General features: G+C 40.2%; 25 protein-coding genes. 7 read left to right on the top strand and 18 right to left on the bottom strand.

The features are described 5' to 3' along the window. Both CSV61_RS02420 and CSV61_RS02415 read right to left on the bottom strand, forming a co-directional pair. Positions 1-1,170, bottom strand: a complete 1,170-nt coding sequence (locus tag CSV61_RS02420) for an FtsW/RodA/SpoVE family cell cycle protein (RefSeq protein ID WP_099637984.1) — start codon at positions 1,168-1,170, stop codon at positions 1-3. A 64-nt stretch (positions 1,171-1,234) separates the two neighbouring features. Further along, the gene (locus CSV61_RS02415) at positions 1,235-1,516 is read right to left on the bottom strand and encodes an Fpa/YlaN family protein (protein ID WP_029052412.1); all 282 of its coding nucleotides are present in this window, start codon (positions 1,514-1,516) and stop codon (positions 1,235-1,237) included. 177 nt (positions 1,517-1,693) lie between these two features. Here CSV61_RS02415 and CSV61_RS02410 point away from each other — a divergent pair, with 177 nt between their 5' ends. Together CSV61_RS02410 and CSV61_RS02405 are read left to right on the top strand one after the other, a co-directional pair. After that, the gene (locus CSV61_RS02410; RefSeq protein ID WP_083035323.1) at positions 1,694-2,191 is read left to right on the top strand and encodes a hypothetical protein; all 498 of its coding nucleotides are present in this window, start codon (positions 1,694-1,696) and stop codon (positions 2,189-2,191) included. 13 nt (positions 2,192-2,204) lie between these two features. Further along, positions 2,205-2,408, top strand: a complete 204-nt coding sequence (locus tag CSV61_RS02405; RefSeq protein WP_083035322.1) for a YlaI family protein — start codon at positions 2,205-2,207, stop codon at positions 2,406-2,408. Positions 2,409-2,428: 20 nt separating this feature from the next. Here the strand turns inward: CSV61_RS02405 and CSV61_RS02400 are convergent, their stop codons facing one another. Both CSV61_RS02400 and typA read right to left on the bottom strand, forming a co-directional pair. Continuing rightward, complete coding sequence (locus tag CSV61_RS02400; protein ID WP_335695490.1) at positions 2,429-2,764, bottom strand: YlaH-like family protein; 336 nt, start codon at positions 2,762-2,764, stop codon at positions 2,429-2,431. A gap of 24 nt (positions 2,765-2,788) precedes the next feature. Then, positions 2,789-4,630 carry a translational GTPase TypA gene (gene typA / locus CSV61_RS02395; RefSeq protein WP_083035320.1) on the bottom strand — a complete coding sequence of 614 codons (1,842 nt, stop codon included), beginning with the start codon at positions 4,628-4,630 and terminating at the stop codon, positions 2,789-2,791. A 100-nt stretch (positions 4,631-4,730) separates the two neighbouring features. Here typA and CSV61_RS02390 point away from each other — a divergent pair, with 100 nt between their 5' ends. Beyond that, positions 4,731-4,916 (top strand): YlaF family protein, encoded by a 186-nt coding sequence (locus tag CSV61_RS02390; RefSeq protein ID WP_083035319.1) that lies wholly within the window; start codon positions 4,731-4,733, stop codon positions 4,914-4,916. A 56-nt stretch (positions 4,917-4,972) separates the two neighbouring features. On the opposite strand, the gene CSV61_RS02385 is transcribed toward CSV61_RS02390, so the two are convergent. Both CSV61_RS02385 and CSV61_RS02380 read right to left on the bottom strand, forming a co-directional pair. Further along, positions 4,973-5,764 (bottom strand): inositol monophosphatase family protein, encoded by a 792-nt coding sequence (locus CSV61_RS02385; protein WP_083035318.1) that lies wholly within the window; start codon positions 5,762-5,764, stop codon positions 4,973-4,975. A gap of 153 nt (positions 5,765-5,917) precedes the next feature. Beyond that, positions 5,918-6,118, bottom strand: coding sequence for a hypothetical protein (locus CSV61_RS02380; RefSeq protein WP_099637983.1), 201 nt, complete (start codon positions 6,116-6,118; stop codon positions 5,918-5,920). A 160-nt stretch (positions 6,119-6,278) separates the two neighbouring features. On the opposite strand from CSV61_RS02380, the gene CSV61_RS02375 reads away from it, so the two are divergent. After that, a complete protein-coding gene (locus tag CSV61_RS02375; RefSeq protein WP_099638220.1) occupies positions 6,279-6,908 on the top strand; it encodes a YktB family protein in 630 nt (209 codons plus the stop codon). Positions 6,909-7,178: 270 nt separating this feature from the next. On the opposite strand, the gene CSV61_RS02370 is transcribed toward CSV61_RS02375, so the two are convergent. The 7 genes from CSV61_RS02370 to CSV61_RS02340 form a co-directional block, all read right to left on the bottom strand. Beyond that, positions 7,179-7,457 carry a UPF0223 family protein gene (locus CSV61_RS02370; RefSeq protein ID WP_099637982.1) on the bottom strand — a complete coding sequence of 93 codons (279 nt, stop codon included), beginning with the start codon at positions 7,455-7,457 and terminating at the stop codon, positions 7,179-7,181. Positions 7,458-7,469: 12 nt separating this feature from the next. Next, positions 7,470-8,429: an NAD(P)H-dependent flavin oxidoreductase gene (locus CSV61_RS02365; protein WP_099637981.1), complete on the bottom strand. Its 960-nt coding sequence runs from the start codon at positions 8,427-8,429 to the stop codon at positions 7,470-7,472. Between the two features lie 75 nt (positions 8,430-8,504). Then, a complete protein-coding gene (gene lpdA / locus CSV61_RS02360) occupies positions 8,505-9,917 on the bottom strand; it encodes a dihydrolipoyl dehydrogenase (RefSeq protein ID WP_099637980.1) in 1,413 nt (470 codons plus the stop codon). 5 nt (positions 9,918-9,922) lie between these two features. Continuing rightward, entirely contained in the window at positions 9,923-11,293 is a 1,371-nt protein-coding gene (locus CSV61_RS02355; protein WP_099637979.1) for a dihydrolipoamide acetyltransferase family protein, read from the bottom strand. A gap of 34 nt (positions 11,294-11,327) precedes the next feature. Continuing rightward, positions 11,328-12,305, bottom strand: coding sequence for an alpha-ketoacid dehydrogenase subunit beta (locus CSV61_RS02350; protein ID WP_099637978.1), 978 nt, complete (start codon positions 12,303-12,305; stop codon positions 11,328-11,330). Positions 12,306-12,308: 3 nt separating this feature from the next. Continuing rightward, a complete protein-coding gene (gene pdhA / locus CSV61_RS02345; RefSeq protein WP_099637977.1) occupies positions 12,309-13,424 on the bottom strand; it encodes a pyruvate dehydrogenase (acetyl-transferring) E1 component subunit alpha in 1,116 nt (371 codons plus the stop codon). Between the two features lie 365 nt (positions 13,425-13,789). Further along, positions 13,790-14,416 (bottom strand): YkyA family protein, encoded by a 627-nt coding sequence (locus CSV61_RS02340; protein WP_099637976.1) that lies wholly within the window; start codon positions 14,414-14,416, stop codon positions 13,790-13,792. Between the two features lie 169 nt (positions 14,417-14,585). Between CSV61_RS02340 and def the strand changes: the two genes are divergently transcribed. The 3 genes from def (at position 14,586) to rnjA (ending at position 17,265) form a co-directional block, all read left to right on the top strand. Continuing rightward, a complete protein-coding gene (def, locus tag CSV61_RS02335; protein WP_099637975.1) occupies positions 14,586-15,143 on the top strand; it encodes a peptide deformylase in 558 nt (185 codons plus the stop codon). Between the two features lie 241 nt (positions 15,144-15,384). Then, entirely contained in the window at positions 15,385-15,594 is a 210-nt protein-coding gene (locus CSV61_RS02330; protein WP_083035308.1) for a DNA-dependent RNA polymerase subunit epsilon, read from the top strand. A gap of 3 nt (positions 15,595-15,597) precedes the next feature. Continuing rightward, positions 15,598-17,265, top strand: a complete 1,668-nt coding sequence (gene rnjA / locus CSV61_RS02325; protein ID WP_029052430.1) for a ribonuclease J1 — start codon at positions 15,598-15,600, stop codon at positions 17,263-17,265. Positions 17,266-17,414: 149 nt separating this feature from the next. Here the strand turns inward: rnjA and CSV61_RS02320 are convergent, their stop codons facing one another. Genes CSV61_RS02320 through CSV61_RS02300 form a run of 5 tightly spaced genes read right to left on the bottom strand, consistent with a single transcriptional unit; the run spans position 17,415 to position 21,882 of the window. Next, positions 17,415-18,074 (bottom strand): potassium channel family protein, encoded by a 660-nt coding sequence (locus CSV61_RS02320; RefSeq protein WP_099637974.1) that lies wholly within the window; start codon positions 18,072-18,074, stop codon positions 17,415-17,417. Positions 18,075-18,109: 35 nt separating this feature from the next. Next, positions 18,110-19,183 (bottom strand): ABC transporter substrate-binding protein, encoded by a 1,074-nt coding sequence (locus CSV61_RS02315; protein ID WP_099637973.1) that lies wholly within the window; start codon positions 19,181-19,183, stop codon positions 18,110-18,112. Continuing rightward, positions 19,180-19,977, bottom strand: coding sequence for an ABC transporter permease (locus CSV61_RS02310; RefSeq protein WP_099637972.1), 798 nt, complete (start codon positions 19,975-19,977; stop codon positions 19,180-19,182). Before CSV61_RS02310 ends, CSV61_RS02315 begins: the two co-directional genes overlap by 4 nt. Further along, positions 19,974-20,786, bottom strand: coding sequence for an ABC transporter permease (locus CSV61_RS02305; RefSeq protein WP_099637971.1), 813 nt, complete (start codon positions 20,784-20,786; stop codon positions 19,974-19,976). Before CSV61_RS02305 ends, CSV61_RS02310 begins: the two co-directional genes overlap by 4 nt. Continuing rightward, positions 20,776-21,882, bottom strand: a complete 1,107-nt coding sequence (locus tag CSV61_RS02300) for an ABC transporter ATP-binding protein (RefSeq protein ID WP_083035303.1) — start codon at positions 21,880-21,882, stop codon at positions 20,776-20,778. The genes CSV61_RS02305 and CSV61_RS02300 overlap by 11 nt, the downstream gene beginning before the upstream one ends. Positions 21,883-22,033 lie beyond the last annotated feature (151 nt).

The following is a 22,033-nucleotide window of genomic DNA, read 5'->3' as shown; positions in this document are numbered from 1 at the left end:
CTACTTTGTTCTCTCATACTTCACAAACATAGAAACGTTCATCAGTATACCAAGCGCAATTGACAAGAATACAACCGATGTACCACCATAACTAATGAATGGCAACGTAACGCCTGTTAACGGAATCAGTCCTGTCAATCCACCTAAGTTTACCAGTGTTTGAATAGCAATCAAGCTACCTACGCCAGCTGCGAGCATTCTTGCATGGGCGTCTTTCGTACGCAAGGCAACAGTAAACGCTCTCATCACGATGAAAAAGAGACCTCCCAGAACAAGTGTCGTTCCGAGCAACCCAGTTTCTTCAGAGATTACTGCCATAATAACATCAGTATGTGGTTCAGGTAAATAGCCAAGTTTCTGAATACTGTTCCCTAAGCCCACTCCTTTGAGCCCTCCAGCACCAATCGCAATGTATCCATTGACTATTTGAAGACCTGAACCTTGTATGTATTCAAAGGGGTCTGTAAAGGCGAGAAAGCGACCCATACGTGAAGCAGTCATGACCGTATCCCACTTGATCCATAGCACAATACCGATCAATACGCCAAGTAAAGCAAAGAAACGACTGATGATTAGATAATTTTTTACTTTCATCCCACTTGCCATGATGACTGAGATCGCAACAAGAAATAAAATCATTGTCGCTCCAAAATCTGGTTCCAATAAAACCAATAATAGGGATGCCGTTAAAACAGAAAACGTCGGAAAGATAGTAGTTTTGATTTCATCCAATGTTCCTGCGTAGTATTTATTCGCAAATACACCCGAGAAATATACGATAAATGCAATTTTCGCTACTTCGGTTGGTTGTAAATTCCCTATTCCAAATGGTAAGGAAAGCCAACTTTTAGCTCCGACAGCGTCTCCAAATCCGATGAACTTTACTAGGATCAATAAAGTAAACATCATAATTAGCGTACCGTATAAGAACTTTTTATTTCGATAATGTCGGTAAGGAATTATAGACACCAATAGAAACGCCGGAATAGCAATAGCTAAGTTCATCAATTGTTTCTTAAAGAAATGGGATGGTTCAAAATTATAAATATTCATGGCCCATACCATGCTTGCACTGTAAATCATAATTAATCCAAATAGACAGAGCAGTAAATATACGATAAATAATGGATAATCAAAATTGCGTAAAATTCGATTCATATAAGTCTTCATTTTCTTTAAACCTCATCGTCCTAAATAAAAAACTCAAACCGTTGGAGTAGTTTGAGTCTTCCATTTACTTATTTGTATACAGTTCATGTAGAACATTTAACTCTTTTTCCAGAACAGAAATTATTTCACGGCCTTTGTCATGTTCGACTAGACCAAGCTTAACGGCAAAATCAATCTCACGGGATAATCCGTACATTTGCGTATCAAGTACTTCTTCGTATAGTGGACATTGCGGCATTGTTAAATTATCCATTTGAACTTTAATCAGCTTTGCGATTTTCTCTGCATCGATTTGTAGTTGTTTCATGGCTTGTTCTTTGTACGTATCTTGAACTTCTATATCCATGGAGACGCCCCCATTATTCATTATTCCCGCAAGGTGTTAATGTCTAAATTGTATCTTTTGCTCTTACAAATTGCAAGTGTTACCCAATGAAAAAATTGAACTGAAATGAAATCCTTTTCACTTCTCCTATGAAAAGGTATACTGAAACTAGTGACTATGGATTGAGGAGGATATATTTTGGAACTTATTATACCGATTACAGGAAATGTGAAACACGCAATAACTTTAGATCCTACTGTTTGGATCTTTGATGATCGACGGATCGATCTAGATGAATTCTTCTCAGAGGATTTTGTCGAAAAAGATGAAATGGAAGAGTACAAAGAAAAAATGGGTAAGCACTGGTCTAGAGAAATCATGGAAGGCGCTACTTATCCTCCTACTTTAAAAAGCGAAAAAAGGTTTGAAAAAGATAAGATGTTATCCAGCAGCTTCGGCATCGTATTAAAGCCATTCATACACAATGCTGTACCTTCAGCAAACGCAACTACGTTTACACTTATTACTAAAGATGAAAAATACACCTATCCACTTGAGGAAGCAAGCAACATTATTTTCAAATTCAGTCATAACGGTAAACCTCTTCGGGAAGACGGTCCCGTACATGTTCTGTTTAAAGACGGATCGAATCAAGATTCACCGATTCGTCATGTTCAGGCTATCCAAGTGGATTGAAGGAGAAATTTCAATGCGCGTAAAATGTGTTATATGTGATCAAAACGATCAATTAGAAGATAACAATCCGCTGGCCAAAAAATTACGAAATCGCCCTATTCATACGTATATGTGTCCAGAATGTAAAGAGCGGATCAGTAACTTGACCGAGAAACGAATTGCGACTGGTAACTTTGTTTTTCACCGCAGTTCAGATCTTACCGAAAAAGATTTTTAAACAAAATAAAAAAGACTCTGTTACTGAGTAACGGAGTCTTTTTTATATTCATTCATTCGTCGAACACGATAGATAATAAGAATGGCAGCAGCCACGAACAGTCCTTCTACGATCGGAAGGAAGAAAGCTAAGAATGTTAGTATTATACATCCAATAAATAAGAACGTATAAATAATGACATTTCGACCAAAACTAATCTTTCTCGCAAATCCAAGCTTATACACAATAGCAGACATGATGAAAACGAGTGCAAACAGAATATATCCAGCTGCCGTAAAATTGGGTGAATACTCATAAATTATACGAGCGGTTCCCGACAACCGATTGTAGACCATTTCTGAATCCTCTACTCTCATTCCATACATTCCCTTCTATTTCTATTATTCGCCAAGTTTCTTCTTTTTATTTACACGTTCACGTTCGTTCTTATCAAGAACTTTTTTACGCAAACGAATAGTTTGTGGTGTCACTTCACAGTACTCGTCATCGCCAATGTATTGCAATGCTTCTTCAAGCGACATAATACGAGGTTTTTTCGTCGTAACGGTTTGATCTTTTGTAGCTGAACGAACGTTAGTAGCGTGCTTGACTTTCGTCAAGTTGATTGTTAAGTCGCTATCACGGTTGCTTTCCCCTACTACCATACCTGCGTAAATTTCTGCACCTGTTTCCACGAACATGGTTCCACGGTCTTCTAACTGCATTATACTGTAACCAGTAACTGTACCGTTCTCCATGGAAACCAGTACACCGTGACGTCTGCCGCCAATTTTACCTGAAGTAACCGGCTTGTAGCTGTCAAATGTATGGTTAAGAATTCCGTATCCACGTGTTAGTGTCAAGAATTCTGTTGTATACCCGATCAATCCACGAGCAGGAACTAAGAAGATTAATCGCACTTGGCCGTTTCCGTTATTAATCATATCCAACATTTCACCTTTACGCTCACCGATAGACTCGATGATAGATCCAGTGTGTTCTTCCGGTACATCAATTTGTACACGCTCGAAAGGCTCGCTCCGCTTGCCATCAATTTCACGAATGATTACTTGAGGCTTAGATACTTGAAGTTCATAACCTTCACGACGCATATTTTCTATAAGAATAGACAAGTGCAATTCTCCACGGCCGGATACAATCCACTCATCTGGAGAGTCTGTTGGATCCACACGCAATGAAACGTCAGTCTCAAGCTGTTGATCTAGTCGTTCTTGAATTTTACGTGCTGTTACCCATTTACCTTCGCGGCCTGCAAAAGGACTGTTATTCACAAGAAAACGCATTTGCAACGTAGGTTCATCGATATAAAGTTCAGGAAGGGCCTCTTGATGATCAGTAGGACAAACTGTTTCACCTACGTCAATATCTCCCATTCCAGAAACCGCTACGAGGTCACCCGCATATGCTTCTTGTACTTCGACTCTTTTCAAGCCTAAGAAACCGTATAATTTGGTTACGCGCAAGTTCTTTACTGAACCGTCACGCTTAAGTACTGCGACTTGTTCTCCAACTTTCATCGTTCCACGGAAAATACGTCCGATACCAATACGGCCTACATAGTCGTTATAGTCCAATAATGACACTTGGAACTGAAGTGGCTCATCGCGGTTATCAATTGGTGAAGGAATATTTTCTAAAATGGATTCGTAAAGTACACGCAATGTGTCTTCCTGTGTTTCTGGATCAGGAGAAAGACTTGCTGTACCGTTAAATCCTGAAGCATACACGACTGGGAACTCTAATTGCTCATCGTTTGCATCGAGCTCTATAAATAATTCAAGCACTTCGTCTACTACTTCTTCTGGTCTTGCAAATTCACGGTCAATTTTATTTACAACAACGATTGGCTTGAGGTTTGTTTCCAATGCTTTTTTCAATACAAAACGAGTTTGTGGCATACAACCTTCAAATGCATCGACAACTAAAATTACGCCGTCTACCATACGCAAGATACGTTCTACTTCACCACCGAAGTCGGCGTGTCCTGGTGTATCCATGATGTTGATTTTTGTGTCATTATATTCAATAGCTGTATTTTTAGCTAGAATCGTAATTCCTCGTTCACGCTCTAGTTCGTTTGAATCCATTGCGCGGTCATCTACGTGCTCATTCGACCGGAAAATACCGGATTGTTTAAGTAATTGGTCGACCAATGTCGTTTTACCATGGTCTACGTGGGCAATAATTGCAATATTTCTAAGATCAGTACGTTCGTTTGTCATTTTTTCACTCCGTTTATCTTTATTTCAGATGTTCAACTGTGTTATTATAGCACAAGATAGTCCAATTAAATAATATTTTAATTTATATGGAGGGATTTTTTTGAAAGACATTAAGTGGATTTTCGTAATGTATTCACTCGGCGCTGTACTTTCCATGTCTGCAATAGGCGTGGGAGTAGGTATGCGTAGCATATTGGTTGTCATTCTCGCAATTGTCGCTCTAGTATTAATAATGGGTAATGGATTCAAAACAAAAGCACGTATGCGTAGAGAAGGCACGCTTTAAATAACGCAAAGGGACTGTACATTAAACCGTGTAGGTTTAACAAACAGCCCCTTTTTTTATTTTAGTCGGATATATTTTGATAAAATTTCCTCATGTAATCCTGGACGTGTGACAATAAATGTGTCAGTTCCAAGGAGATGCGGTCTCACACCTTCTAAGTTTGTCGCTACAGCCCCTACTTCTTGCGCAATAACGATTCCACCAGCTATATCCCAAGGTGCTAGCCGCATAGAAATATACGCGTCAATCCTTCCTGACGATACATATGCTAGTTCAATCGCAGCCGAACCGTATGAACGTGTTCCGCGGCAACGTGTGACGAGCTCAATAATCTTTTCATTTTCCACTCGATGGTTTGGAGCAACCCAACTAGCATTGATGCCGATAATTGCATCTTCAAGTGGTGTAATTTCCAACTGCGGAAGACGCTCATCATTGAAATAAGCACCTTCATCTTTCGCTGCATGGTATAACTCATCCCGCATTACATCATATATGTAGCCCAGCATCCCCACGCCGTCTACATAAATCCCCAATGAAATCGCAAAGTTTCTTCTTTGATGGATAAAATTCATCGTTCCATCAATTGGATCCAGGAACCAAACTACTCCGTCAAGCGAAGTGATCTTATCTCCAAATCCCTCTTCTGAAACCATTTTATGCTCCGGAAAGTCTTGTTTTACCCGTTCAACAAAAAAGCTTTCGACTTCTCTATCGATATTGGTAACTAAATCGTTAGCGTCTGCCTTTGAATCGATGTCAATTGTACTAAAAAAAGACACGCGTATTTTGTGGCCAGCCTCTTTGATCAACGATTTCGCATATCGATCTATCGCATTAAGATTCATTCTGCCACCTCTTCCCATTCCGACTATCGCTAGTATAACACAGAGGCAACGGAACAAAAGAGATAACAGTTATAGCATATTAAGTAAAAAGACACCCCGTCACATTTTCTTCAATTCTGAAGTAAAATGGGGATGTCTTTTATTAAACTATAGTTACATCGAGAAAACATCAAGTTTCTCCATTTCATTGTGAATTTCCATTAATCGTAGTTTACTTTTATCTTCCTGAACCGTGTCTTCGTCTTGTAGTGCGTCGTATAGAGTAGCTAATTCATAATCCAATTCCAATTGTAATGTTCTCACATATTCTCTCTCAACATCTTCTTTTCGGATAAAATGAACGACCTGTTTCATAAGTAGCACCCCTTTTAGGTAATATTTGACTCTAACCGCCTTATAAGTAAGATATGCAAAGATTCCGACTCTTATTGGTTAGAAGCCTTGTTAATTTAAATTATTCCCCGTTTACTGGTAAGATAAACGTAGTCACTACAAACTGGAGGAGATTTTCTTGATTCAGTCTTATTGGTCATCAAATGATTTTGATGTTTTTAGCATTGATGGCTTAGATCATCGCATGACAGCTTTGCAGAAAAAGATACAACCGAAATTCATAGAATTAGGAAATCATTTTGCACACCGCCTTTCCGCACACGGTACGGGTGAATTTTTCCCTCATGTCGCAAAACACGCAAGACGCACTGTAAATCCGCCACGAGATAGCTGGGTGGCATTTGCTCCTGCCAAGCGAGGTTATAAAGCGCTACCTCACTTTCAGATTGGCTTATGGGGCTCTCATTTATTCATCGTACTGGCAATTATTTATGAAAATCCCGATAAAAAAGGGATTGCTGAACGTTTGGAAAAAGAATTGCATGTCCTGTCCTCGTTACCGAACGATTTTGTTGTGTCCGGAGATCATATGAAACCTGAAGCTGAGCGTATAAGTGAAGTAGGTACAGAAGGACTTGAGAAATTATTGGATCGTCTACAAACTGTGAAAAAGGCAGAGTTTTTAGTTGGTCGGCACCTATCTAGAGATGAGGCAACCAAAATGAGTGAAGAGCAGTTTTATGAGTATGCAGAGGATACGTTCACGAAGTTATTGCCTGTTTACGATGTAGTTATTCATTCCTTTGATTGAAAATCAACATGGCAAATAATAACACACCGTTGATTAACGTACTGGGCGAATGTTTCCTATTACATTCAACTAATATGGAATTCCGGAGAAAAGAGCCCATGTAAAAGTGAGATTAAAAATAAAGAGGCTGGGACATAACTATCTTCCCCCGTTTCCCTGCACTCCGATACTCTAAAAAAATATTTACTGATAAGAACAGAAAAAAGCGTAAAGGGACTCATAAACCCCCTTACGTTTTTTCTGTTCTGTCCCAACCTTTTTTTGCTTTACTTACTTTTTCACTTTTAATAGTTCGCCTGGTTGACTTTCTTTTGCCGCTTTCACTACACGAAATGCTACATAGTCACTACTTTCCTCGAATTCCTTGCACAACGTTTTTTCTTCAGCCATGGATGGAACTACACTTTTGAAAGCTCGATAGTATTCCATAAATTCATTTCGTTCAATATTCGATTCATATGCTTGCTCTACTTTTGTAAAAAAGTTGACTACCTTAACAATTTCTTCTGTTGACCAATCTGCACGTAGCGGATATTGATAACCTGCCATTTACTTCTCTCCTTATCTGACACTCCATTTTTCTCGTATAGCGTTTGCTTCATTTTTCATTCGTTCAAACAATTCAGCGACGCTTGGAACATCTTCAATCATACCCGCTACTTGACCACCCCAACCAAAACCTTGGTCTTTTGCTCCATCATGAATGAACTTTCGATTCGCGTCCCCGCTAATGAATGTTTTCAATCCTTCATAGCCGGCATTTTCCGCTTCCAATTTTAGAATTTTGTCAGTCCACTGATTTGTTAATGCGCGTGCAGGTGCACCGATTGTGCGTTTAATAACTGTTGTATCTTGTTCACTGCTTGCCAAAAGAGAATCCAGATAAGCTGGTGACGCATCGACACATTCTTTCGTCGCTATGAAACGAGTCCCCATCTCAATTCCTTCTGCCCCGAGTGCTTGTGCAGCCATCCAACCTCGTCCATCACCAATACCTCCGGATCCAATGACCGGTATACTGACGGAATCTACAATTCTTGGAATCAATACCATCGTACCTATATCATCACGCCCTAAATGCCCGCCACCTTCTTGTCCAACAGCAATAACAGCGTCCGCACCAATCTCTTCAGCCTTTTGTGCTTGTCTTCTAGCAGCGACTAACACCATTTTCTTCACATCAGTCCCTTTAAGCATATCAAAAAGAGGTGCAGGATTTCCCCCTGTAACCGAAATAACAGTAATCTTTTCTTCAAGTGCAGCTTCCACCATTGCTTCATATGATCGACCATGATTACCAATTGCAAAATTCACACTGAAAGGTTTATCTGTTTTTTCGCGAACTTTGCGAATTTCTTCTTTCAATGCTGCAGGCGAAGGGAGACTCATTGCTGTAATTTGGCCGAGTCCACCCGCTTCCGAAACGGCAACGGCAAGGTCTGAATAAGCCAAATACGCGAGTCCACCTTGCACAATCGGGTATTCAATTCCGAAAAGTTCTGTCACTCTAGTTTTCCACATAAACATCCCCCTTTATCAAAATCTAAAAAAGCCCATGAGAAAAATATTCCCATGGGCTGTTCAATTCTAGCTGTTTTATTTCGTCATCATGTGAATCGGCTTACCAAGAGCAACTTCTGCTGCTTCCATAGAAATCTCGCCTAGTGTAGGGTGCGCATGGATTGTCATAGATATATCTTCAAGCGTCATACCTGCTTCAATCGCTAAACCAAGTTCCGCAATCATGTCAGAAGCGTTTGCTCCAACGATTTGCGCGCCTAGCAACAAGCCATCTTCTTTACGACCTACAAGCTTCACGAAACCTTCTGTAGCATCCAATGAAAGCGCACGTCCGTTTGCTGCAAACGGGAATTTACCGCTTACTACGTCATACCCTTCATCTTTTGCTTGTTTTTCATTTAAGCCAACAGTTGCCAGTTCTGGATCTGTGAAGCATACAGCTGGTATAGCCATATAGTCTACTTCAGATTTCTCTCCAGAAATAGCTTCTGCCGCTACTTTCGCCTCGTAAGAAGCTTTGTGTGCAAGCTGAGGACCTGCTACGATATCACCGATTGCATACACATTCGGTACATTCGTACGGCACTGCTTGTCCACTTCGATCAAACCGCGGTCAGACATGTTCAAGCCTAGGCCTTCCAAACCGATTTCATCTGTATTTGGACGACGACCTACAGTTACAAGAACGTAGTCCGCTTCAATTTTCACTTCTTCACCTTTAGCTTCATATGTGACTACGACGCCATCTTTTGTTTCTTCAACGCCTTTAGCAGATGCGCTTACAACTACTTCAACGCCTTTTTTCTTCAGACCTTTTTTAACGATCTGCGTCATTTGTTTTTCGAAACCAGCCAGGATATCATCCGCACCTTCAAGAATGGTTACTTCAGATCCTAGGTTAGCATAAGCTGAACCAAGCTCTGTACCAATATAGCCGCCACCCACAACGACAAGCTTCTTCGGTAATTCTTTCAAATTTAAAGCGCCAGTAGAATTGATTACACGGTCAGTAAATTTGAATGAAGGTATTTCAACCGGGCGTGAACCCGTTGCGATAATCACGTTGTTGAATTTATATGTTTGGGCAGAGTTTTCTGTCATCACGCGTACAGTATTTGCATCTACGAAATATGCTTCACCTGCAACCGTTTCTACTTTATTTCCTTTTAGTAAACCAGATACGCCACCAGTTAACTTAGAAACAACGCTTTCCTTAAACTTCATTGCTTTAGAAAAGTCTAATTCGACAGACTTCGCAGTAATTCCCATTGCATCTGCATTCTGTGCTTCCACAAAGCGATGTCCAACGGAGATCATTGCTTTGGAAGGAATACATCCGACGTTCAAACAAACTCCGCCAATTGTACCTTTTTCCACGATTGTAACTTTTTGACCCAGTTGAGCTGCACGTATTGCTGCAACGTATCCCCCTGGACCTGAACCTACTACGAGTGTGTCAACTTCGATTGGAAAATCTCCTACTACCATGTGATTTACGCCTCCATTAATAAAAGTGATGGATTACTAATTAATTCCTTAAGATAGTTTAACGCTAATTGTCCCGTTACGCCATCAATCACTCTGTGATCAAACACTAAAGATAATGCTAACATAGGTGCCGCTACAATTTCACCATTTTTTACTACAGGTTTTTCAGAAATTCTTCCGATACCTAAAATCGCTACTTCCGGGTGATTAATTATCGGTGTAAACCATTGTCCACCTGCAGAACCAATATTCGTGATTGTACAAGAAGCACCCTTCATTTCTGCTCCTTGAAGTTTTCCATCTCGCGCTTTTCCAGCGAGCTCATTCACTTCATTTGAGATGGCAAACATCGACTTACGATCAGCATTTTTCACGACCGGAACCATTAGACCGCGATCCGTATCTGCCGCAATTCCAATATTATAATAATGTTTTTGGATTAACTCTTCTGTCTCATCGTCCAATGACGTATTTAGTTGAGGGAACTCGCGCAGTGTCGCCACAAGTGCTTTTACTACATACGGAAGATACGTTAACTTCACATCTTTCTCTGCTGCAATCGCTTTGAATTCTTTACGATGTGCAACTAATGCAGTGACGTCGACTTCATCCAGCAATGTAACATGAGCCGCTGTATGCTTGGAGTTCGACATAGCTTTCGAGATAGCTTTTCGCATAGGAGACAATTTCTCACGAGTCTCTGGGAATTCGCCTTCGAAGACAGGAGCTTGTTTCTCCGCAGTTGAAGGTGTTTCCGCATCTTGCTGTGAATTCGTCGTTTCATCAACAGGTTGTTGATCTCCGGCTTTAAATGAATCTATGTCTTCTTTTAGTACACGACCATTTTTCCCGCTACCGGCGACTTGTGCTATCGTTACATCCTGTTCACGTGCATATTTACGAACAGACGGCATTGCGATGACTCGACGATTTTCATCCACCTCACTAGTAGATGGCTTAGCCGGTTGTTCTTCTTGGGGCTGTGCCGGTGGTTGTTCTTCAGATGCTTGATCAGGTTTCTTGGAATCTACGCTACCAAGTGCTTCCCCTACTTGTTCGTGAGATTTTTCTGCACTTGCTTCTTCTTTAGAAGTATCCGTACTATCTTCATCGTCCTCATGATCTGGAATATTATGATCTGGTGCATCAAAACGCACTAATTTATCTCCAACAACTGCCACAGTACCTTCAGTAACATAAATTTCTTCAACTGTACCTGATACAGGTGACGGAATTTCTACTACGGATTTATCATTTTGTACTTCTAGTAATGTATCATCTTCTTGGATTTCATCGCCTGGTTTTACGAACCATTTGACGATCTCCCCTTCGTGTATACCTTCACCAATATCTGGTAATCGGAATTCATAAGTCACGTAATTCACCCTTCCTGGTTTGTCCAATCAGTATTTAAAATGTCAGAACTTCTTTCGCCTTCGCTGCAATGTCTTTCGCATTAGGCAACCAAGTATTTTCGCCCGCTGCAAATGGATATACCGTGTCCGGTGCTGTTACACGTAACACAGGAGCTTCTAGGCTCAAGATCGCACGTTCAGTAATCTCAGCAACCACGTTAGCCGCAATTCCTGCTTGTCGCTGTGCTTCTTGTACTACGATTGCACGGTTCGTTTTTTCAACAGATTGAATAATAGTTTCTATATCTAGAGGCTGAATCGTACGTAAATCAATTACTTCCACTGAGTAATTTTCTTTTTCAAGTGCTTCAGCCGCCTTTAGGCTTTCTTGCACCATTGCACCATATGTGACAATCGTCAAATCTTTACCTTCACGTTTCACATCAGCTTTTCCTAAAGGTATAGAATATTCTTCTTCAGGAACTTCTTGTCTAAATGAACGATATAGTTTCATATGCTCCAAGAAAATTACAGGATCATCACTCTTAATCGCAGATATGAGTAGCCCTTTTGCATCGTAAGGAGTCGACGGAATTACTACTGTTAAGCCAGGTTGTGATGCTACAAGACCTTCCAAGCTATCCGCATGCATTTCAGGAGTCGCTACACCGCCACCAAATGGTGCACGAATTGTAATTGGCGCATTGAAATGTCCACCTGTTCTGAAGTTCATTCTTGCGATTTGACCACTCACAGAATCCATTACTTCAAATAAAAAACCAAAGAATTGGATTTCCATTATAGGACGGAAACCAGTAAGCGCTAGTCCAATCGCCAATCCACCAATACCAGATTCGGCTAATGGAGTGTCAAACACCCGCTCTTCTCCAAATTCTTTATGAAGGCCTTCCGTCGCGCGGAAGACACCTCCATTTGCACCTACGTCTTCACCGAACAGCAATACATTTTCATCTGTTTTCAGCTCCGTACGAAGTGCATCTGTAATCGCTTGAATCATTGTTAATTCTGCCATGGGTTATTTCGACTCCTTTCCAGCATACGCATCCAATTGTTCTTGTAAGTTAAACGGCATTTCGCCCTTATACATAATTTTCATAAAGTCTGTTGCTTTTTGTTTAGGCTGTCCATCCGCCTTTTTAATCGCTTCTTTAATTTCTTCTTTCGCACGTTCAATGACTTTTTCTTCTTGCTCTTTAGACCAGATGCCTTTAGCTTCTAGATATGTTCTGAAACGAACGATCGGGTCACGTTTTTCCCACTCATCGTCAATATCCGATGTACGGTAGCGTGTTGGATCATCGCCAGCCATCGTATGCGGACCGTAACGGTAACACATAGTTTCGATTAGTGTTGGTCCATCTCCGTTCACTGCACGTTCTCTAGCATCACGTGTTGCTACATATACCGCCAATGGATCCATCCCATCAACTAATACACTTGGCATACCTGCTGCCACACCCTTTTGAGCGAGTGTTTTTGCCGCTGTCTGTACATCACGATGAGTAGAGATTGCATATTGGTTATTCTGAATGACGAAGATCGCAGGTACTTTAAATGCGCCCGCAAAGTTTAATCCTTCGTAGAAATCACCTTGCGATGTTCCACCATCACCCGTGTACGTAATGACAACTGATTTTTGTCCCTTTTTCTTAAAGCCTAGACCTACACCAGCTGCCTGGACATATTGAGCACCAATAATGATTTGTGGCGGGAAGATACTGAGTCCATCAGGAATAACACTTCCTGCATAATGTCCTCTTGACCACAAGAATGCCATATGCAACGGCCAGCCATGGAATAATAACTGAGGAACATCACGATATCCCGGGAGAATAAAATCATCTTTTTCTAACGCATATTGAGAAGCTAACTGGGAAGCTTCTTGCCCCGCTGTCGGAGCATAAAACCCAAGACGTCCTTGTCTATTTAACGAAATGGATCGTTGGTCAAGAATACGTGTATACACCATGCGATTCATCAATTCCACTAATTCTTCATCTGGAAGTTTCGGATCCAAGTCTTTATCTACAATCTTTCCTTCTTCGTTTAATATTTGCACCATATCAAATTGGCTTTCAATCAGTTGAAGCGCTTTCACTGGATCATACTGATTACCTTTTTTAGCTACCATATCTTGATCTCTCCTTCGTATCTGTATTATATATTTAAAAAATAAAGTTAATACAACTTCTTATGTTTATTAGTATACGCAAAACTGAGCGCTTGGTCAACCCTTGTGATTAAAGACTTTCTCTTGTTTTTTATACTTTTCAAAAAACACACTGTACTAAAACAATATCTATTCTGTATTGGTACAGAGGTGGTTTTTTGTGACATATACTACGAAATCAATATGGATGAAAGTACTCAACAGGGATCCGTAAAGCAATTTCAAATCACAAACCCTCTACATTCCTAAAAATCTCTTGATCACGAGTTGTCGTATGCCTACTTATCCGTTTCACCTATTTGAACTCTTTACTTTACATTTCCTCTTTACTGCTGTTCTAAACTTTTCAAAGCGCGAGCTGTTAATCTGTTTACTTCCTTAGTCGCATCATTGAATTCCGAAAGTAACCGCTGACAAGAAGCAATTAATTCATTTACTACATTGACATGCTTTTGGAGTTCATGCTCGCGGATGGATTGATCTTCAAGTTGTGTATATAACTGCGCCTGACTGTCTAGTAGCTTTTTATACTGCATGATGAATGCTTCATGTATTTCTGAACGTTCATCATGTTCTTCCACCACTTCATCTAATTGGTTCGTTACATCTGCTTGCTTTACCCATTCAGACATTTGGTCTATCGCTCTCTTCGACTCACGTAAAGCACTTTCCTCTTTTTCTAATAATAGAGCTCGTTCATGTGCAGACTTTTTCATCGCAACTACTCGCCGCTTCACTTCCTGGTATTGTTGTTGAGACAGCTCCATCGTCTCAATGAACAGAGCCTGTTCCTTCTGCTCTTTCTCAAACAACTTCCTTCCAAAGTTGTTCCCTTGTTTTTCTTTTTCATTCACTGCAACAAGTAAATCTGTAAATTGTTGAGTTACTTCAGATTCTCGAGAACAACTAGTTAGTAGAAGGAACACAAACAATACACACAGTACTTTTTTCATTAATTACCCTCCTGACGCTTTATATACTTTTTTCTTTCACCATTTTTCTCATTCGTTTATACTGTATAATAGGAAGTTGGTTCTTACGATTATATACCCTTACTACACGTCAGTTACCAGTTTACGATAGACTATACAGTACTTAATATATCCGAAAGGAAGAGTAGAAATGATTTTAATGAATGATATTATCCGAGAAGGTCACCCAACATTGCGTTTAAAAGCAAAAGAGGTGAGTTTTCCCTTAAGTAATGAAGACCGTCAATTATGCGATGATTTATTGGAGTATGTCGTCAATAGCCAAGATGACAAGTTGGGTGAAAAATACGGCCTACGTTCAGGTATCGGTTTAGCCGCTCCACAAGTCAATGCATCCAAAAGAATTTTCGCTTTGCATATACCTGACGGTGAAAATCTTTTAGAAAACTTTATAGCTATTAACCCTAAGATCATTAGCCATTCCGTCGAAAAAACCTATATAGAGACCGGCGAAGGCTGTTTATCAGTAGATCGTGAAGTGCCTGGTTATGTCCCCCGTTATGCGAGAATTACCGTTAAAGCATTTGATAAGGAAGGTAACGTTATTAAGAAGCGTTTAAAAGGATTGCCTGCGATCGCTTTCCAACACGAATTGGATCATTTGAACGGCATTATGTTCTATGACCATATCGACGAGAGCGCTCCATACAAAGATATTCCCGGTGCCACAGCATTTGACAGAGAGTAAAGCATTTAAACTTGACAGAACGACGATTTTCTGTTACAGTCTTGTCAAGGAGTGATGATGCCATGTATAAACGTCTAAAACGCAAATTGCTAAGACGACTTAATGGCCTGCTCGGTAAAAAGACGATTGCTTAGACTTTTACGCCCGCCAACTAAATTGGTGGGCTTTTCTTTATTTTAGGGAAATTGCATGCTATTATTGATGATATGTATTATTAGGAACGTAAAAAGGAGAGTTAAACATGATTTACAAAGTATATTACCATTTAAACGTACATGAAGTCCCAGTCCGCGAGAACACACTCAGCTTGTATGTAGAAGCTGAAACAGAAAAAGAAGTCCGTGATCAACTGAAAGATCGCGATCTTATGATTGAATACGTACAAAAGCTGGAAGGCGAGCATTTAACATATGAACAAGCTTCCCCAGACTTTCACGTTGAGCAGGTCTAATCAATGAAATCTATTAAAAACAATGAAACAGCCGTTTTCGCCCTAGGCGGACTAGGTGAAATCGGTAAAAATACGTATTGTGTACAATTCCAAGATGAAATCATCATTATTGATGCCGGAATCAAATTTCCTGAAGACGAATTGCTAGGTATTGACTATGTGATTCCAGATTACACGTACCTTGAACGCAATATCGATAAGATCAAGGGACTTTTCATCACACATGGTCACGAAGACCATATCGGGGGAATTCCTTATCTATTACGCAAAGTGAACGTCCCCGTCTATGGCGGAAAGCTAGCAATTGGATTACTTCGCAATAAGTTGGAAGAACACGGATTGTTGCGCACTACGGAAATTCATGAGATTGAAGAAGATGATTTTATCAAATTCCGTAAAACAGCAGTATCATTCTTCAGAACTACGCACAGTATTCCTGACGCATTTGGTGTAGTGGTTAAAACTCCATCCGGTAATATCGTCCATACAGGAGACTTTAAATTCGACTTTACGCCTGTCGGTGAACCTGCGAACTTGCATAAGATGGCCAAAATCGGTAGTGAAGGCGTACTTTGTTTGTTATCAGACAGTACAAATGCAGAAGTACCTAACTTCACAATGTCCGAACGTAAAGTTGGAGAAAGCTTGAATGATATTTTCCGTACAGTAGATGGACGAATTATTTTCGCTACATTTGCATCCAATATCCATAGATTGCAACAAGTGATTGAATCAGCGCAGATTTTCGGTCGTAAAATTGCTGTCTTCGGTCGTAGTATGGATAACGCCATCACGATCGGCCGTGAACTTGGATATATCGATGCTCCAAAAGATTTATTCGTCGATGCACAATCACTCAACCGATTACCCGCTAATAAAGTCATGATTTTATGTACGGGTAGCCAAGGTGAACCGATGGCTGCACTATCACGGATTGCGAACGGTACACATAGACAAGTTCAAATCCAACCTGGAGATACGGTTATTTTCTCATCTTCACCAATCCCAGGTAATACACTAAGCGTAAACAAAGCGATTAACTCACTTTTCCGTGCGGGTGCAGAAGTTATTCATGGTCCATTGAACAACATTCACACATCTGGTCACGGATCGCAAGAAGAGCAAAAGCTTATGTTGCGTTTAATCAAACCTAAATACTTTATGCCAATTCATGGTGAATACCGTATGATGAATATGCATTCTCAACTCGCAATAGACTGCGATGTTGAACCCGATAACATTTTCATCATGGGTAACGGCGACGTACTTGCACTTACTGACTCGACAGCTAGACTTGCTGGACGTGTACCTTCAGGTGATGTGTACATTGACGGAAGCGGCATCGGTGACATCGGTAACGTCGTACTGCGCGACAGACGAATTCTCTCAGAAGATGGCCTGGTCATCGTGGTAGCTACAATTGACACGAAAAAGAACCGCTTAGTATCCGGCCCAGACCTTATCTCACGTGGATTCGTCTACATGCGTGAATCCGGCGCAATGATCAACGAAGCCCAATACATGCTGTCCAAAACATTACAGCGTAAACTGGCTGCTAAACCGGATTCTATTAACAATCTTAAGGGCGACATCATCGATACACTCGTTCCCTATTTATATGAGAAAACGAAGCGTAAACCAATGATTCTTCCTGTCATCATGGAGCTTTAAAACACATAAAAAAGCAAGTGCACTTTAGCACTTGCTTCAGACTGAAGACAACTCCTATTAACTCGGAGCATGTCTTCAGTTTTTTATTTAATTTACTATACAAGAAGTGTTTCATGATGAATCACCAGCGCTTTCGCCCTAATCCACACTCAATGCAATGCCTTTCGTTCAAACCGGTGAATATCTAGATCGGAACCAATCACAATTAACACATCATTAACTTCTATCTGTTCAATCGCTTGCGGAGAGACGAGTATATGGGTTCCACGCTTAATCGCCACAATGTTCACACCGTATTTGGCACGAATGTCCAAATCGATCAGCGAAGACCCTGCTATGTGATTATTCGCTTGAATCTCCACAATGGAATATTCATCAGACAACTCCAGATAATCCAAAATATTATTGGAAACCAAGTTATTCGCAATTCGTTTCCCCATGTCTCGCTCGGGGTGAACGACTTGATCGGCTCCAATTTTACGCAATACTTTTTCATGATAATCATTTTGCGCTTTCACTGTAATACGTTGTACACCGATTTCCTTTAAAATCAGCGTTGTCAAAATGCTCGCTTGAATGTTTTCTCCGATGGCAATCACAACATGTTCAAAATTCCGGATACCTAAAGAACGTAATGCAGCTTCATCCGTAGTATCGACAGCTACAGCCTGCGTGGCAATATTCGCGTATTCCTCTACGCGTTCTTCTGACTTATCGATCGCCATAACATCTGCTTCCAGTTCAATCAATTCTTTAACAATACTACCACCGAAACGTCCTAAGCCAATTACTACAAATTCCTTTTTCATCTCATTACTCCTTGCCATTGCGAAAAGTTATATTCTCATCGCAATCCCATTTTAAATTTTAGGAATAACTCATTATACACGCCGAGTGTTTCTAAACCTAAATTTTCATACACTTCAAGGTTTTCTCTTGCTTTTTCGTCAGGATAAAATCGTTCATCGCTTGTAGTTTCTTCATCCATGAATGACAAAGCTGAACTATTTGGAGTGGAATAACCTACGTAGTCTGCATTTTGCGCTGCCACTTCAGGATCGAGCATGAAATTAATGAATTTATGCGCTCCCTCAACGTTCGTGGATGTTCTCGGGATGACAATATTATCAAACCATAAATTCGATCCTTCTTCCGGCACGATATAGTCAATGTCGTCGTTTTCATAAATCATGTCTGCCGCTTGGCCAGACCATGTCAGTGCGACAGACGCTTCATTATTTATCATTAATTGCGTAACTTCATCACCTATTACAGCTTTGACATTGGGTCCCATCGTTTCCAACTTGTCTGTCGCCTCTTTCAGTTCCTGTAAACTCGTTGAATTTAAAGAGTAGCCAAGTGAATTCAATGATACACCTATCACTTCACGCGCACTATCTACTATAATGAGTTTTTGACGCAATGAAGCATCCCATAAACTTTCCCAACTCTCAAATGTTTGACCTTCTAATAAGGATGCATTATATGCTATACCGACAGTTCCCCAGAAATACGGAATCGAATAGTGATTGTCTGGATCAAACGGCAAGTTCATAAAATATGGATCGATATGTTTAATATTCGGGATTTTCGAGAAATCCAGTGGCAGTAATAGATCCTTCTCTTCCATCATCTGCACAGCGTATTCAGATGGGACCGTCACGTCGTAAGCGGTTCCTCCTTGTTCGATTTTCCCCATCATGCCTTCATTCGAATCGAATGTTTCGTAAATCACTTTAATACCTTCTTCTTCCTCGAATTGATTCAGAAGATCTGGGTCAATATATTCGCCCCAGTTATAGACCGTAATGGTATCTTTGCCTGCTCGCCCCGCCTTATGTTCGAGTTGATAATTAGTGAATAACAGGAGACCCGAAACGAGTAAGATCGCAAACGCACTGCCAATTAGTCCTTTCATTTCTTCACCCCCTGAGGTGATTTCGCTTTATTTCCGATTATATAATAACCAAGCACTAGGACCATAGTGAGTATGAAGATCAAACCTGACAGTGCATTGATTGTCAAAGTGATTCCTGTCCGGGCCATAGAGTAAATTTCCACGGATAATGTCGAGAATCCATTTCCTGTCACGAAAAAAGTAACGGCAAAGTCATCCAATGAATAGGTTAACGCCAGGAAAAACCCAGCGAAAATACCCGGCTTAATATAAGGTAAAATGACACGCGTCAGTATATCTTTACGTGAAGCTCCTAAATCCAGTGCCGCATCTATTAACGTAGTACTCATTTCTAGCAATTTTGGTAACACCATGATGACGACTATCGGTATACTAAAAGCGATGTGAGAAATCAGCACCGACGCAAAGCCCAATTTCACTCCGATCAATGTGAATAATATTAAGAATGATGCACCGATAATTACATCTGGACTAACGATTAATATATTATTCAGCGACAATATCGTTTGGCGCGCAGATTTATTTTTCATGAAATAAATGGCAAGCGCCCCTATTACGCCAATCGTAGTAGAAAGTAGTCCGGATAATAATGCAATAATTATCGTATTTAGAACAATAATTAAAAGACGCGTATCCTGAAATACCGCTTCATAATGCTCTAAAGTGAAGGATTCGAAGTTCGACATCCCACCCCCAGAGTTAAAAGAATAATATATGAGATAAAAAATGGGGGCATATAAAATTACAAAGACTGCTGCCAAATAAATTCTTGGCAAAATTCCTAGTTTCTTCATTTAATAATGCCCCCCTTTTTTCCCGATGTCAGTACCATAATTAAGAACATGAAAATGATTAAAAACACAGCAATCGTTGAACCCATTCCCCAGTTTTGTGTAACAAGGAATTGTTGTTCAATCGCGGTACCGAGTGTAATGACTTTATTACCAGCGATTAAGCGCGTAATCATAAATAGGGATAATGCCGGAATGAACACAACTTGTACACCCGATTTCACACCATCAGTAGTCATTGGCCAAATCACTCGTTTAAACGTTACCCATGCATTCGCCCCTAAATCTTTTGATGCATCGAGTAAAGTAGGATTGATTTTATCCAAGGAATTAAAGATCGGTAAGATCATAAACGGAATAAATATATAGACAGAAACAAATACAAAACTAAAGTCAGTGAATAATATTTGCTGATTGCCGATACCGATCGCTTCTAAAAAGGCATTAATCGGTCCGTATTTCCCCATTAATCCGATAAATGCATAGGTCTTTAACAACAGATTAATCCACGATGGTATGATAATAAGTAACAACCATAATTGCTTATGTTTCGTCTTTGTTAAGAAGTAGGCGGTTGGATACGAGATCAATAGAGCAAAAAAAGTTATGAGAAACGCATACCAAAACGAACTCATCGTTAATTTGAAATAGATCGACGTAAAGAAGTTCCGATAGTTGGCCAGAGTCAAATGGCCCGATAAATCAAAAAACGAGTAATAGACGATGACAGCAATAGGTGCTAGCACAAATAATAACAACCATGCTGCATACGGTGTGGCATATATAAAACGTAACGGATTTTTATTCCTCATCTTCCGCCACTCCAAACGATTCCAGACGTGCATCAAAGTCCGCTTCAGATTCATTCAGACGCATAACATGAATGTCCATCGGTTCAAAATCCAAACCGATTAACGTCCCTACATCCGCAGGTTTGGTTGAATGGACTAGCCACTCATTACCATCCGCGTCATACGTTGAAAGTTCATAGTGTACACCTCGGAATAATTGCGTATCTACAGTGACACTTAATTTCCCTTCTTCAACAGTTGTCATTTCCAAATCTTCAGGACGAATGACAATATCGACCTTTTCATTGGGGTAGAACCCGCCGTCTACACAGGCAAACTGCTTCCCGGTGAATTCCACTAGATAGTCTTCAATGATTCTTCCCGATACCATATTTGACTCACCAATGAAATCTGCAACAAAACGGTTAATCGGTTCATCATAAATATCGATTGGTGTCCCCGACTGTTGAATTTCTCCATTATTCATGACGAAAATCTCATCGGACATCGCGAGCGCTTCCTCCTGATCGTGTGTGACGAAAACAAATGTTTTGCCAAGACGCTGCTGGAGTTCACGCAATTCATATTGCATTTCAGAACGCAACTTCAAATCTAATGCGGATAATGGCTCGTCTAGCAAAATCACTTCAGGATCATTGATGATCGCTCTAGCTATCGCAACACGCTGACGCTGTCCACCCGACATTTCAGTGATTTCACGGGATTCGTATCCTGCTAGATTGACGAACTTCAACGCTTCCTTTACTCGACGATCCACTTCATTCTTTTTCACTTTTTTTATGCGTAATCCAAATGCAACATTTTCATATACGTTCAAATGAGGAAACAATGCATAATCTTGAAATACCGTGTTTACTTGGCGTTCGTTTGCGGGTACAGAATTGATCTTCTTTCCATTAAAGAAGATCGATCCATCTGTCGCCTCTGTAAAACCTGCGATCAAACGTAAAATCGTCGTTTTTCCACATCCTGAAGGTCCAAGTAATGTATAAAACTTACCACGTTCCATTTCAAATGAAACACGGTCAAGAACAGTTGTCGATTCATTGTAGCGTTTTGTGACATTCTCAAAACGAATAATTGGTTCAGTAGTCAATCAATTTCCTCCTTATGTAACGTATGATTTCTTGTAATAAATGAACAGTTGTAAACTTACTTATTATACACAAAATGATAGCGAAATCAACTATCTATAATATGTCGAATGAGAAAATTGCTTACAGGAAAATGGTCATGAAAATTGTTTT

The sequence above is a fragment of the Sporosarcina sp. P3 genome, assembly GCF_002743415.1.
GTDB lineage: Bacteria > Bacillota > Bacilli > Bacillales_A > Planococcaceae > Sporosarcina > Sporosarcina ureae_A.
This window is presented reverse-complemented; position numbering and strand designations above follow the sequence as displayed.

Coding starts and splice junctions, on each gene's coding strand:
- CSV61_RS02420 (WP_099637984.1), bottom strand. CDS start 1,170: ATGAAGACTTATATGAATCGAATTTTACGCAATTTTGATTATCCATTA.
- CSV61_RS02415 (WP_029052412.1), bottom strand. CDS start 1,516: ATGGATATAGAAGTTCAAGATACGTACAAAGAACAAGCCATGAAACAA.
- CSV61_RS02405 (WP_083035322.1), top strand. CDS start 2,205: ATGCGCGTAAAATGTGTTATATGTGATCAAAACGATCAATTAGAAGAT.
- CSV61_RS02400 (WP_335695490.1), bottom strand. CDS start 2,764: ATGAGAGTAGAGGATTCAGAAATGGTCTACAATCGGTTGTCGGGAACC.
- typA (WP_083035320.1), bottom strand. CDS start 4,630: ATGACAAACGAACGTACTGATCTTAGAAATATTGCAATTATTGCCCAC.
- CSV61_RS02385 (WP_083035318.1), bottom strand. CDS start 5,764: ATGAATCTTAATGCGATAGATCGATATGCGAAATCGTTGATCAAAGAG.
- CSV61_RS02380 (WP_099637983.1), bottom strand. CDS start 6,118: ATGAAACAGGTCGTTCATTTTATCCGAAAAGAAGATGTTGAGAGAGAA.
- CSV61_RS02370 (WP_099637982.1), bottom strand. CDS start 7,457: ATGGCAGGTTATCAATATCCGCTACGTGCAGATTGGTCAACAGAAGAA.
- CSV61_RS02365 (WP_099637981.1), bottom strand. CDS start 8,429: ATGTGGAAAACTAGAGTGACAGAACTTTTCGGAATTGAATACCCGATT.
- lpdA (WP_099637980.1), bottom strand. CDS start 9,917: ATGGTAGTAGGAGATTTTCCAATCGAAGTTGACACACTCGTAGTAGGT.
- CSV61_RS02350 (WP_099637978.1), bottom strand. CDS start 12,305: ATGGCAGAATTAACAATGATTCAAGCGATTACAGATGCACTTCGTACG.
- pdhA (WP_099637977.1), bottom strand. CDS start 13,424: ATGGTAGCTAAAAAAGGTAATCAGTATGATCCAGTGAAAGCGCTTCAA.
- CSV61_RS02340 (WP_099637976.1), bottom strand. CDS start 14,416: ATGAAAAAAGTACTGTGTGTATTGTTTGTGTTCCTTCTACTAACTAGT.
- def (WP_099637975.1), top strand. CDS start 14,586: ATGATTTTAATGAATGATATTATCCGAGAAGGTCACCCAACATTGCGT.
- CSV61_RS02330 (WP_083035308.1), top strand. CDS start 15,385: ATGATTTACAAAGTATATTACCATTTAAACGTACATGAAGTCCCAGTC.
- rnjA (WP_029052430.1), top strand. CDS start 15,598: ATGAAATCTATTAAAAACAATGAAACAGCCGTTTTCGCCCTAGGCGGA.
- CSV61_RS02320 (WP_099637974.1), bottom strand. CDS start 18,074: ATGAAAAAGGAATTTGTAGTAATTGGCTTAGGACGTTTCGGTGGTAGT.
- CSV61_RS02315 (WP_099637973.1), bottom strand. CDS start 19,183: ATGAAAGGACTAATTGGCAGTGCGTTTGCGATCTTACTCGTTTCGGGT.
- CSV61_RS02310 (WP_099637972.1), bottom strand. CDS start 19,977: ATGAAGAAACTAGGAATTTTGCCAAGAATTTATTTGGCAGCAGTCTTT.
- CSV61_RS02305 (WP_099637971.1), bottom strand. CDS start 20,786: ATGAGGAATAAAAATCCGTTACGTTTTATATATGCCACACCGTATGCA.